The sequence below is a fragment of the Streptomyces sp. NPDC024698 genome, assembly GCF_055559015.1.
Genome location: NZ_JBVHLK010000022.1, coordinates 1 through 11,155, shown reverse-complemented (window position 1 = coordinate 11,155; position 11,155 = coordinate 1). Strand labels below are relative to the sequence as shown.

Here is an 11,155-nt window from a genome sequence, read left to right as displayed (position 1 = left end):
TGGCTCCTCGGCCTCGCGGCCGTTACTGGTTGTGGCCCTTCATGCCGTCGTTGTCGTTCAGGGAGTTGGCCACTTCGCTCGCCGCCGCGACACCGGTCTGCACGGCGACCGCCGCGGCCTGCACGGCGAGGGTCGCGCCGCCCGTGGCCGCGCCCGCGGCGGCCGCGCCGCCCGCCGCCGCGCCACCCGCGCCTCCGGCCGCACCCGCGCCACCGCTCGCCGGAGCCCCGGCGCCCGCGGACGGCGAGCCCTGCGGACCGGCGGCGCCCCCGCCGCCTCCGCCGGCACCGCCCGCGGCGATGCTGACGGCGCCGGTGGCCACGTTGTTGACCGCGTTCAGGGTGACCGTGCCGCCCGAGGTGCCGCCGAGCGCCGCCGTCGCCGGAACGATCAGCTTGAGGAGCGCGGGAAGGGCGAACACGGCCATGATCAACATGCCCATGCCGGCGATGGTCTGGTCGAGGTTCTTGGTGCCGTCGGTCATCGAGGTGGCGGAGTAGATGATCAGCGCGGCCGCCGGTTTGTACAGCAGCCAGGCCGCGAGCCAGCCGACGTGCTTCTTCCACCAGCCCTCGCCCCATCCGGTCATGGAGGAGACGGCGGCCAGCGGCAGCGTGCCGACCAGCATGATCATGACGCCGATGCGGATGTACATCAGACAGATCTGCACGAAGCTCGACAGCATCACCAGCAGGCCGAAGATGAGGATGAGGCCCGGCTGGTCGAGCGTGAGCACCCCGAGCATCGTCGACGCCTTGTCGCCGAGGTCGGACTTCTCGTACACGTCCTGCGCGTACAGGTCGGAGGCCCGGGTGAGCGCCTGCACCACCGGCACGGCGACCGCGCCGACGAGGATGACCTTCCACATCCCCATGAACGCCTGCTTCATCGGCTGGCCCTTGCGCTCCAGCGCCATGCGGATCGCCGCGATCAGCAGCGAGGCCACGGCCACGTAACCGACGAGCCAGTCCACCTCCCCGTCGATCTTGGCGATGGGCCCGGAGGCGTCTCCCACGTCGACGTGCATCCACACGCCGTTGAGCGCCTTGAGCACGGCCGCGGTCGCGTCGCCGATCGCCTTGGCGAAGGCCACCACGGCACTGTCGGTGAGCTGTGTGCCGACCTCGTCGATCACACAGTCGTACACCCGCCAGGAACACGACATCTCACACCTCCCAGGTGACGAAGCCCTTGGTGCCGCTGATCTGCGACATGCCCGAATAGACCGTCCCGTCGGTGTCGGGCGAGAGTTTCCAGTCGCCGTCCAGCCAGCGCAGCGTCACCGAGGCGGTGCCGTAGGCGTTCTTGCCGGGGACCCGCACGACGAACATCACGGTGGACTTCTCCTTGTCGTACGACAGGACGGTGAAGCCCGCGTAGCCGCCCCCGTCGGGCTCGCCCGAGGTCGGTTTGTCGCCCGCCGCCGTACGGCTCGCGACGAGTGCGTCGCGGCCCGCGCCGGGAACGACCTGCCGGGAGACGACCTTCCGCCAGCCCGGGTAGCTCAGGTGGTCGGTGATGGCGTGGGCGGCCATGACGGAGCCCATCGGCGTGTGCGCGAAGCAGGACCAGACCGGTCCGGCGAACGTGAGCGGGCCCACCGTCCTGGAGACCGGCACCAGGCCCGTGCCGTCGGCCTTCCATGTGAAGTCCTTCGGGGCCCGCGTGGGCTTGGCCTGGTCGTCGTCGTCGGTGCGGCAGCCGGCGGGACGGGTGTCCGGCCGGCCGCCACGGGGCCGGTCCGCGTCCGCGGACGGGACGGGCCCGTCGTCGCCCGACGTGTTCGCCGGCGTCCTGCCGCCGCCGCTGATCATCGTGAGACCGGCGAGTACGAGCAGCACCAGCAGGAAGCCGGCCGACAGGATCCAGCCTCGCTGCTGCCAGAACGGCTGTTCCCACTCTCCGCTGCCCCCTTGGGGCCTGGAGTTCAGCATGGTTGCGCTCCCTTCGCTCAGGCTCTGACGGAGCGTCGGTCAGGCGAACACGAAGGTGACGACGGGGCCCGCGGTGGCCACCAGGACACAGCCGCCGAGCACCATGCCGAGGCGGCCCATGTGCTCCGAGCCCTCGCCGCGGCGCATCGAGATCGCCATCATGGCGCCGGTGATGAGCACACCCGCGACACCCGCCGCGGTGCCCGCCCAGGCGAGGATGCCGAGGACGGTGTCGACCTTGCCGGTCAGCGCGCCCGGCGCGTCACGGTTGGGGTCGGGGATCTTCCCGTCCGCCAGGTAGACGTACTGGTGGGCCTGGGCTGCTATCGCCTTGAACATGCTGTCTCCCCGATATGGCCGGCGGCTCGCGCACCCGTCCTGGACGCATGCGGAACTCACCGGAGCTGAGCGGCACTTGCTCGGTACGAGCGGTACGTGCTTGCTGTGAGCGGTTGCTTGAGGGCGATGAGGATCGGTGGGACGCCCTGTGTTTCCCGGTGCACAGTGAGCTTGGCGACTTCGGTGGGCCGAGGCCAAGCGATGTGGGAATCCAGCACCTGTCGGTGACGTGTCCGTGACAGACGGGAAGAGACCGTCATGAAAGACGAGGTCGGGGACCTGGAAAACAGCTGAGACACCATCAGATGCGATGGTGTCTCAGAAGGGGCGCCGGGGTGCGAGGCGCCTGACGGCGGAGCGGGTCAGAGCACGAAGCCGACGATCGGTCCCGCCGTGGCGCCGATGACACAGGCGCCCAGCACCATCAGGAACTGGTGCAAGTGCTCCTCGAACTCACCGGTCTTGACGGCCAGGGCCATCCGGGAGCCCACGATCATCAGCCCCGCCACGCCGGCGGCCGTGACGAGCCAGGCGATGATGCCGAGGACGAAGTCGAGCTGGTGGGTGACCTCCGCCTGTACGGCCAGCGGGGCGGTGGCGAGCGCGTGCAGGGCGGTCACGGCGCCGTCCTTCCCGTGAGCCGGGCCAGGGCGGCCGCCTCGCGCGGCGGTGGTCCGGCGAGGTCGCCGGTGCGCCACGCGGGCATCCAGGGCACCCGGTAGACGTCGATGACGGAGTTGATCACCTTGATGCGCTGGGTGAGTTGACGCGGCAGCCGGCCCGGCGCGTCCGCGACCAGCACGATGGCGTCGAGGTCGAGCCCGGGCGGAGCGTCGCCGCGCCGGAAGATGTCCAGGGTGTGCGACACGGCGTCCAGGCCCGCCGCGTGCGTGCGCCCGACGAGCAGCACCGAGGCCGGCTCGCCCCGGTCCGGGCGGGGCCAGTCGCGGCCCGCGTCATGGCCGCCGAAGACGGTGGCGAGCGTGGAGGAGCCGGCTCCTCCGTGCGTGGCTATCCAGGAGAACTGCCGCATGCGCGGCGCGCGTTGCTCCTCCTCGTACCGCTGCGGCGGCTGTTCCGGTTCCCCGACCGCCCCGCGGATCCATATCTCGGGCCCGCCCGGCCCGCGCGGTATCGCGCCGTTGTTCCCGCGCACGGCCGCGCCCTCGTCGGCCCGCACCGCCACCCCCTCGATCCCCTGCATGGGTCCTCTCCCCTCGTCGGTGCTCCGATCCTCCCGGTGCGCGGGCGAGTTGGGTAACGGGGCGTGAGTTCCTGGGACGAGCCTGTGACGCCGCGGTGACGCGGGAATCGGGTGGGAACGGAGAGACTCGACTGCATGTACACGACCGGAAGATGAGGCTGAGGGGGGCCGATGTCCAACGGGGGCGGATCCACCATGACCTGGGTGGTGGGCGGTTGCCTGGCCGCCGTGATGATGCCGGTGGTCATGATGGTCGCGGTGAGCGGGGCGGCGAGCGAGGAAGATCCGGAACCCGGCGCGAGCGGGGGACTGAAGGACGGTTCCGTGCCGCAGAGTTACGTTCCCTGGGTGCTCAAGGCGGGCGCCATGTGCGCGGTCATCAAGCCCGCCGTCATCGCCGCGCAGATCGAGGCCGAGTCGGGCTGGAACCCCGAGGCCCGTTCTCCGGTCGGTGCCGAGGGCCTGTCGCAGTTCATGCCGGGGACCTGGCCGAACTGGGGCAAGGACGACGACGGCAACGGCCGGGCCTCGCCGTTCGACCCCGGTGACGCGATCATGGCCCAGGGCCGCTACGACTGCGCCCTCGCCAAGACGGTCGAGGGCTACAAGAGCCGCGGCGAGGCGAGCGGCGAGACCCTCGACCTCGCGCTCGCGGCGTACAACGCGGGCCCCGGCGCGATCCACCAGTACCACGGCATGCCGCCGTACACCGAGACCCGTAACTACGTCGCCCGTATCAAGTCCCTGATACCCAAGTACGCGTCGGTGGACGATCCGCCGGGCAAGATCCCCGCCGGGCAGCAGTTGGCGATGCCGATCGCCGGCAACCCGCCCGTGACCTCGCCGTTCGGGATGCGCATGCATCCGATCCTGCACGTCTACAAACTGCACACCGGCATCGACTTCGGCGCCCCGGCGGGTACGCCGTTCCGGGCGGCCCGGGACGGCACGGTCACCTTCGCGGGCTGGTCCAACGGATACGGCAACCGTGTGGTCATCTCGCACGGGACCATCGACGGGGACAGCATCTCGACGACGTACAACCACATGCGCAGCCTCAGCGTGCACGTGGGCCAGCACGTCCAGGTCGGCCAGCAGCTCGGCGAGGTCGGTTCCACCGGCTACTCGACCGGGCCGCACGCGCACTTCGAGGTCCAGCAGAACGGCAAGTACGTGGATCCGGCACCCTGGCTGGGACTGAAGTGAGGAGGGAGGCGAGGATGAGGACGACACGGAGGACGGCGGTCCGTGCCGGGACACGCGGCAGGACGGTCGCCGCGCTGGCGGTCGTGTCCGTGACCGGGCTTCTGGCGTTGACGGGCTGTGGCCTGCGGGACCATCGTGAAGACGTGGGCGTTCCGGGTTCACCGCCCTCCGCGGTGCCGTCCGTGGCGCCGAAGGCGTCCCTCCCACCGGGCAGGCCGCTGGGCACGGACGCACACGTGCCGAACCCGTCGGGTGTCGACGGGAAGGACGCGACGGAAGTATCGGAGGCGTGGGCGGAGGTGGCGTACGGCTATGACACGAAGTACGACTACGGTCCCCACGACGCCATGATGCGTTCCACCCGCTGGCTCACCCCGGCCAAGGCCGCGGCCGAGCGGTCGTACCACCCCGCGAGCGGGGCGGGCGCCGAGTGGAACACCTGGGCCGGTCACCGCGCCTGGACCACCGTGAAGGTGACCCCGGACGACGACGCCGACGGCCCCGCCGACACGGCGGTCCTCGCCTACCGCGCCCTGTTCGTGGAGGGCACGGCCCACGGCCGTGACGGCTGGACGGGCACGGGTCCGCGCGCGAACGTCTACCTCAAACTCACCCGGGCGGGCGGTGGCCGTCCTTGGCACGTCGCCGAGGTGACGACCGTGGAGGCGGCGGACCCGCCTGCCCCGCCGTCGAGCTCCGCGCCCTCGCCCTCGACGCCGGCTTCGCCCCCGGCCCCGACGCTGTCCCCGACCCCGTCCTCGACCACCCCTTCGTGAGGGAACCGATGTCTCGACTCAGCCGCGAACAGAAGCGGGAACTCAAGCGGCAGCGCTCGGCGGCCGGTGCCGGAGGGCAGCCGGCCGCGGGGACGACGCCGATCGAGGTGCACGTACCGGCGTCCGCGGACGCCGTGGCGGGGGCCGCCGTGCCCGGTGCCGCGGGGGCGCGGGGCTGTGCCACGGTCGGCGGGATGCCGGTCGTGGCCGCGCCTGGTGAGACGGTCCAGGGCGCGATCCTGAACTACCTGCACCGCCTCGCCCTGGCCACCGGCCACCCGGTCCTGGCCAGCATCCACGACGAACGCATCGGCTACGTCGTACCGCTCCAGGTGCACGTCGACGGCTCCAGCCGCTACACCGCGGAGCCGGTACGCGTGGCACCCCCCGCGCAGCACCCCGACCACCGGAACCTCCCGCCCCGGTCCCCGGACCACGGCGCGCAGCAGCACCGGGCACCGGAACACCGTCCGCAGCCGCCCGTCCAGGAGCGCCGCTCCGGGTACGGGGCGGAGGAGCACCCGCGTCCCCCGGTTCAGGGGCACCCGCGGGGCCCCGTTCAGGAGCACCCGCGGTCCTCGGTCGGTGAGGTTCCGCAGGCGCCGGTTCAGGGGGCGCCGCAGCCGCAGCCGCCCGCCCAGCGGCGTCCGGAGCAGCCGGCCGCTCCGCTCTCGCCCGCGCCGTCGTACGCCGACGCACCGGCCCCGGCTCGGGCTCCGGCTCCGCCATCGGTATCGGCTCCGGCTTCGCCATCGGCTCCGGCATCGGAATCGGAATCGGCTCAGGCTCCGGCCGCTCCGCGTCGGGACAAGGCGACCTACGTTCTGCGCGCGGTGCCGGAATCGAGTGCGCGGCCGGTCCCGGCACCGGAGAGCGAGGCTCCCTCCACCCCGGCGGCGAGCTCCGAGTCGGCCCCCGCGCCCGCCTACCCGCCCATGGCACCGCCCTCGCCCGAGCCGCCGGCGCGCCCGGAGTTCGCTCCGGAGCCGCAGCGCGCCCCGGTGCGCAGCCCGGAGCCCGCGGTGACGGCGGAGTTCGTGCCGCATCCGGTTCCGCAGCCGTCTGTCGGTCCGGAGTCTCGGCCGGCGCCCGCGCACCGGTCTGAACCGGCGGAGTTCGTGCCGCATCCGGTGCCGGAGCCGCCGGTCCGTCCGGACGCGCAGCCCGCCCCCGTGCGCGGGCCCGAGCCCGCAGTGACCGCCGCCTTCGTGCCGCAGCCGCAGCCCGAGCCGTCGGCACCCTCCGCGCCCACGCCCGCACCCGCCGCCATGGCCGAGCCGGTGGTTCGTGCCGCGGACTCCGGTCAGGCGGGCGACGGTGTCGTCGCGGGGCCCGGCCAGGCGCCTGCGGCCGAGCAGCCCGTCGCACCGGGTACTCCCACTCCGTCCACCTTCGTGCTGCGGGCGGTGCCGGAACCGAGGCCGTTGCCCGGGGCCGCGTCGACGCGTGTCCTGCGGGCGGTGCCGGAGTCGGCGGCCGCTCCGACGGGCGAGTTCGGCCCGGCTCCGGTGACCGGCGGCGCCCCGGAGCCGAAGCCCGCGCCCGAAGCGAAGGCGCCCGCCCCGGAGCGGAAGCCCGCTTCCGCGATGGAGGCCCTTGCGCTGCTGGGCCCGGAGCCGGAACCGGACCCGAAGCCCACTCCCGCCCGCGGCTTCGACGCCGTGGCCGAGGCGGTCCTCGCGACCGGTCCCCGGGGGCCGGCCCCGGAACGGGACCCCGCGGCGGCGTTCCTCGCGGAGCCCGTCGCCCGGATCAACGAGGCCGTGAAGATGGGCCGGATCGAGGCCGCCGCGGGAATGGCGGAGCGCGCCGTCGCGGAGGCGGCCCACTCGCTGGGCCAGGAACACCCCGAGGTGCTGAAGCTGCGCGAGCTGACCGCGTACATCGCCTACCTGGCCGGTGACGCGCTCAGGTCGTTCCATCTGTCCCTGGATCTCGCGAGGGTGCGCAGGCGCCACCGCGACACCGGGGCGGCCTACGGCAACGTGCAGAGCGCCGCCGCCGCGTGGCGTGCCGTGCGCGACCCCCTCCAGGGTCTGCACCTGGGACGCGATCTGATCGGGCTGTGGACCGAGCTCGCGGCCGACGACGGCCCCGCCGCCGACGACCTCGAACAGCTCGAATCGGCCCGCACCCGCATGGCCCGTCTGGCGGAACGCGCCCGCGTCGCGGGCGACAACCCGTACACCCGGACGCCCCGCGCCCACGGCGAGTGAGCGACGGCGCCCCCGCACCAAGCCGGGGGCGCCGAACCGGGGGCGCGGAGCTTCCGCTGCCGGGCCCGACCGCGCGCCGCCGCCCCCTCCAGCCGTCGGACGTCCGGCGTCAGTGGACGCAGAACTCGTTCCCCTCGGGGTCCGTCATCACGGTCCACGCCCCGGCCGGTTCCCTCACCTCGCGCAGCACGCTCGCCCCCAGCGCCGTCAGCCGCGTGACCTCCTCGGCGCGGCGCCCCTCGACGGGGTGAAGGTCGAGGTGGAGCCGGTTCTTCTCCGTCTTCGGCTCGGGAACCCGCTGGAACAGAAGCCGCCGCCCGAGGCCGGTGCCGCGTTCCTGGTCGTAGGGGTCCTCGGGATGCCGTACGGCGATCAGATCGCGGAACGCCCGGCGGCCGTGGAAGTCGACGGTGGCCTCGGCCGGCAGGGCGCCGAGGGTCAGCAACTGCTCGATGAAGGGGCTGTTGTCCTCGACCGTGTAGCCGAGCGCGGCGGACCAGAAGTCGGCCTGCGCGTGCGGATCGGCGGAGTCGATGACGAGCTTCCAGTGGACGGGTGCGGGAGCGGGCGCGGGCTCGGGAGTCGGCGTCATGGGCCACTCATAGTGCTTGCACGACCGGGCGGGCAAGGTCACTCGCCGGAGCCGGCCCTCATGTCGTACGGGATGTCGTACGGGTCGTACGACACGAAGGGGCGGCCCCGGCGAGTCACCCCGGCGAGGCCGCCCCTTCGTCCACTCGTCCGCTAGACGATGCCGCGCGAACCGGCCGGTCCGGCGGAACCGACGGCCTCGGCGGCGATCCCGGCGGCCTCGACGGGGACCGCCAGGACGGCCGCTTCGACGGGGGCGCCCCCGGCCGCGGTCTGCGCGGCGCTCGCGCGAGCCGCCTCCCGCAGGGCCAGCGCACCCCGCCGCGCCGCACGCAGCGCGTCGAACGTCAGGAGCGACAGCGCGAGCCACACCAGCGCGAACCCGGCCCACCGCTCGGCCGGCATGGCCTCGTGGAAGTAGAAGATGCCGAGGAGGAACTGGAACACGGGGGCCATGTACTGGAGCAGGCCCAGGGTGGACAGCGGCACACGGATCGCGGCGGCGCCGAACAGGATCAGCGGGATCGCGGTGACCACGCCGGTCGCCGCGAGCAGCGCGCCGTGGCCCGCACCCTGCGCGGTGAACGTCGCGTCGCCCCGCGAGCCCAGCCACAGCAGATACGCCAGCGCCGGCAGGAACTGGATCGTGCTCTCGGCGGCCAGCGATTCGAGGCCGCCGAGGTTGACCTTCTTCTTCACCAGGCCGTACGTGGCGAAGGAGAACGCGAGGCAGAGGGAGATCCACGGCGGGCGGCCGTAGCCGATGGTCAGGACGAGGACGGCCGCGGCGCCGACCCCCACGGCGGTCCACTGCACCGGCCGCAGCCGCTCCTTGAGGAGCAGCACGCCCATCGCGATGGTGACCAGGGGGTTGATGAAGTAGCCAAGCGAGGCCTCGACCACGTGACCGGAGTTGACCGCCCAGATGTAGACGCCCCAGTTGACGGTGATGACCGCCGCCGCGATCGTGATCAGCCCCAGTTTGCGCGGCTGCCGCAGCAGCTCGCCCGCCCAGGCCCAGCGCCGCATCACCAGCAGCAGGACACCGACCACCGCCAGCGACCACACCATGCGGTGGGCGAGGATCTCGATCGCCCCGGCGGGCTTCAGCAGCGGCCAGAACAGGGGGACCAGCCCCCACATCCCGTACGCCGCGAAGCCGTTCAGCAGACCTGTGCGCTGCTCGCCCCTCGACTGCCCGGCCACCGGCGTCTCCTTCTCCCACGGTCTCTCGGGCGTCTGTCGCGCCCCGCGCCCCGTAGCCCCCGTGAGGTCGGGGAACTTCCGTGCAGCATGAAAGAAGGTAGCGCCGGAGACCCCCACCTGTCATGCCCGTATCGCCATACGGTCATGACAGGTGGGGGTGCGGAGGAGGGCGCCCGGAGCCGCCTGGACCGCGGTCCTTCGTGCCGGGACCTCAGCCCTTCAGCGCCACCGCGACGGCTTCGGCGATCGGCGTGGTCGGACGGCCCGTGAGCCGGGACAGGTCGCCCGAGGTGGCGGCCAGCTCACCCTTCTCGATCGAGACGTCGACGCCCGCGAGGATCCCGGCGAAGCCCTCGGGCAGCCCGGCGCCGGTCAGGATGGCGGCGAAGGCCTCGGGGGACACGGAGTTGTAGACGATCTCCTTGCCGGTCTGCCGGCTCAGCTCGGCGGCGTACTCGGTGAAGTCCCACGCCTGGTCGCCGCTCAGCTCGTACGTGGTGTTCTCGTGGCCCTCACCGGTCAGCACCGCGACGGCGGCGGCCGCGTAGTCGGCGCGCGCGGCGGAGGCGATCCGGCCCTCCCCCGCGGCCTGGACGACGGCTTCGTGCGCGAGCACCGGGGCGAGGTTCTCGGTGTAGTTCTCGTGGTACCAGCCGTTGCGCAGCAGCGAGTAGGGCAGTCCGGAGGCCAGCAGGACCTCCTCGGTGGCGCGGTGGTCGTCGGCCAGCGCGGCCGTCAGGCTGCCGGGGGCGCTGGTGTAGGCGAGCAGGGAGACCCCGGCCGCCCTGGCGGCGTCGATGACGACCCGGTGCTGCTCCACGCGGCCCTTGTCGAACTCGTTGCCTGAGATCAGCAGCACCTTGTCACCGGCCGCGAACAGGCCGTCGAAGGTCTGGGGCGTGTTGTAGTCGGCGACCGCGAGCCGTACACCGCGTGCCGCGAGGTCGGCGGCCCTGGACTCGTCCCGCACGACGGCGGTGATCTCCCCCGCGGGGACCTTCTCCAGCAGCTGTTCGATCACGTGACGGCCGAGGTGTCCGGTGGCTCCGGTGACGACGATGCTCATGGCGTACATCTCCTTGTGGGGTGCGGATGACACTCACCCTAGGAGCTGCACTAACTGTTGGAAAGTACCCACCTTGAAGTAAGGTACTGGCATGGCCGTAAGTATGAAGGCAGCGGACGGGTACGACGCCGGTGAGGCGATGTGCCCCTACCGCCTGGTCCTGGAACACGTCACCAGCCGCTGGGGCGTCCTCGTCCTGATCGAGCTGCTGGAGCGGTCGTACCGCTTCAGCGAGCTGCGCCGGGCGATCGGCAGGGTCGGGAAGGGGGTCAGCGAGAAGATGCTCACCCAGACCCTCCAGACCCTGGAACGCGACGGGCTCGTCCACCGCGACGCCAAGCCGGTCATCCCGCCGCGGGTCGACTACTCCCTGACCGACCTGGGCCGTGAGGCCGCCGAGCAGGTGCGGTCGCTGGCGCTGTGGACCAGTGAGCGCATGGCCGACGTCGAGCGGGCCCGCGGCGCGTACGACGAAGCCCGGGGACGCGGGCCCCGGGCCTCGTAGAACCGCCGCGGACGGATTCAGCCGATGACGGTCCAGGTGTCGCCGCCGGCGAGGAGGGCGGCGAGGTCGCCCTTGCCGTTCTGTTCGATGGCGGCGTCGAGCTGGTCGGCCA

12 protein-coding genes are annotated in these 11,155 nt (G+C 72.6%); 4 read left to right on the top strand and 8 right to left on the bottom strand.

What is annotated here, in order from left to right:
• Positions 1-22 precede the first annotated feature (22 nt).
• From ACZ4AA_RS31905 to ACZ4AA_RS31885, 5 genes are all read right to left on the bottom strand, one after another.
• A complete protein-coding gene (locus ACZ4AA_RS31905) occupies positions 23-1,165 on the bottom strand; it encodes a hypothetical protein (RefSeq protein ID WP_467610490.1) in 1,143 nt (380 codons plus the stop codon).
• Between the two features lies 1 nt (position 1,166).
• Positions 1,167-1,934, bottom strand: coding sequence for a DUF8175 domain-containg protein (locus ACZ4AA_RS31900; protein ID WP_467610488.1), 768 nt, complete (start codon positions 1,932-1,934; stop codon positions 1,167-1,169).
• Positions 1,935-1,973: 39 nt separating this feature from the next.
• The gene (locus tag ACZ4AA_RS31895; RefSeq protein ID WP_328554028.1) at positions 1,974-2,273 is read right to left on the bottom strand and encodes a hypothetical protein; all 300 of its coding nucleotides are present in this window, start codon (positions 2,271-2,273) and stop codon (positions 1,974-1,976) included.
• A 362-nt stretch (positions 2,274-2,635) separates the two neighbouring features.
• Positions 2,636-2,893 (bottom strand): hypothetical protein, encoded by a 258-nt coding sequence (locus ACZ4AA_RS31890; RefSeq protein ID WP_467610485.1) that lies wholly within the window; start codon positions 2,891-2,893, stop codon positions 2,636-2,638.
• Entirely contained in the window at positions 2,890-3,477 is a 588-nt protein-coding gene (locus ACZ4AA_RS31885; RefSeq protein ID WP_467610483.1) for a DUF6668 family protein, read from the bottom strand. Before ACZ4AA_RS31885 ends, ACZ4AA_RS31890 begins: the two co-directional genes overlap by 4 nt.
• A 171-nt stretch (positions 3,478-3,648) precedes the next feature.
• On the opposite strand from ACZ4AA_RS31885, the gene ACZ4AA_RS31880 reads away from it, so the two are divergent.
• From ACZ4AA_RS31880 to ACZ4AA_RS31870, 3 genes are read left to right on the top strand one after another with little or no spacing between them, the layout of a single operon-like run.
• Positions 3,649-4,683: a peptidoglycan DD-metalloendopeptidase family protein gene (locus tag ACZ4AA_RS31880; RefSeq protein WP_467610480.1), complete on the top strand. Its 1,035-nt coding sequence runs from the start codon at positions 3,649-3,651 to the stop codon at positions 4,681-4,683.
• A gap of 14 nt (positions 4,684-4,697) precedes the next feature.
• Positions 4,698-5,459: a hypothetical protein gene (locus tag ACZ4AA_RS31875; protein WP_467610477.1), complete on the top strand. Its 762-nt coding sequence runs from the start codon at positions 4,698-4,700 to the stop codon at positions 5,457-5,459.
• A gap of 8 nt (positions 5,460-5,467) precedes the next feature.
• Complete coding sequence (locus tag ACZ4AA_RS31870; protein WP_467610474.1) at positions 5,468-7,675, top strand: hypothetical protein; 2,208 nt, start codon at positions 5,468-5,470, stop codon at positions 7,673-7,675.
• A gap of 109 nt (positions 7,676-7,784) precedes the next feature.
• Here the strand turns inward: ACZ4AA_RS31870 and ACZ4AA_RS31865 are convergent, their stop codons facing one another.
• The 3 genes from ACZ4AA_RS31865 to ACZ4AA_RS31855 form a co-directional block, all read right to left on the bottom strand.
• Positions 7,785-8,267, bottom strand: a complete 483-nt coding sequence (locus tag ACZ4AA_RS31865) for a VOC family protein (protein ID WP_467610472.1) — start codon at positions 8,265-8,267, stop codon at positions 7,785-7,787.
• Between the two features lie 152 nt (positions 8,268-8,419).
• The gene (gene rarD, locus ACZ4AA_RS31860; RefSeq protein WP_467610468.1) at positions 8,420-9,472 is read right to left on the bottom strand and encodes an EamA family transporter RarD; all 1,053 of its coding nucleotides are present in this window, start codon (positions 9,470-9,472) and stop codon (positions 8,420-8,422) included.
• Between the two features lie 211 nt (positions 9,473-9,683).
• Positions 9,684-10,538 (bottom strand): SDR family oxidoreductase, encoded by an 855-nt coding sequence (locus ACZ4AA_RS31855; protein WP_467610466.1) that lies wholly within the window; start codon positions 10,536-10,538, stop codon positions 9,684-9,686.
• Positions 10,539-10,629: 91 nt separating this feature from the next.
• Here ACZ4AA_RS31855 and ACZ4AA_RS31850 point away from each other — a divergent pair, with 91 nt between their 5' ends.
• On the top strand, positions 10,630-11,043 hold the full coding sequence (locus tag ACZ4AA_RS31850) for a winged helix-turn-helix transcriptional regulator (protein WP_467610464.1): 414 nt from the start codon (positions 10,630-10,632) through the stop codon (positions 11,041-11,043).
• Positions 11,044-11,155: the final 112 nt, after the last annotated feature.

Excerpts from the sequence above, each read along its gene's own strand:
- ACZ4AA_RS31905 (WP_467610490.1), bottom strand. The coding sequence starts at position 1,165 with ATGTCGTGTTCCTGGCGGGTGTACGACTGTGTGATCGACGAGGTCGGC.
- ACZ4AA_RS31855 (WP_467610466.1), bottom strand. The coding sequence starts at position 10,538 with ATGAGCATCGTCGTCACCGGAGCCACCGGACACCTCGGCCGTCACGTG.
- ACZ4AA_RS31900 (WP_467610488.1), bottom strand. The coding sequence starts at position 1,934 with ATGCTGAACTCCAGGCCCCAAGGGGGCAGCGGAGAGTGGGAACAGCCG.
- ACZ4AA_RS31865 (WP_467610472.1), bottom strand. The coding sequence starts at position 8,267 with ATGACGCCGACTCCCGAGCCCGCGCCCGCTCCCGCACCCGTCCACTGG.
- ACZ4AA_RS31895 (WP_328554028.1), bottom strand. The coding sequence starts at position 2,273 with ATGTTCAAGGCGATAGCAGCCCAGGCCCACCAGTACGTCTACCTGGCG.
- ACZ4AA_RS31850 (WP_467610464.1), top strand. The coding sequence starts at position 10,630 with ATGGCCGTAAGTATGAAGGCAGCGGACGGGTACGACGCCGGTGAGGCG.
- ACZ4AA_RS31870 (WP_467610474.1), top strand. The coding sequence starts at position 5,468 with ATGTCTCGACTCAGCCGCGAACAGAAGCGGGAACTCAAGCGGCAGCGC.
- ACZ4AA_RS31885 (WP_467610483.1), bottom strand. The coding sequence starts at position 3,477 with ATGCAGGGGATCGAGGGGGTGGCGGTGCGGGCCGACGAGGGCGCGGCC.
- ACZ4AA_RS31875 (WP_467610477.1), top strand. The coding sequence starts at position 4,698 with ATGAGGACGACACGGAGGACGGCGGTCCGTGCCGGGACACGCGGCAGG.
- ACZ4AA_RS31880 (WP_467610480.1), top strand. The coding sequence starts at position 3,649 with ATGTCCAACGGGGGCGGATCCACCATGACCTGGGTGGTGGGCGGTTGC.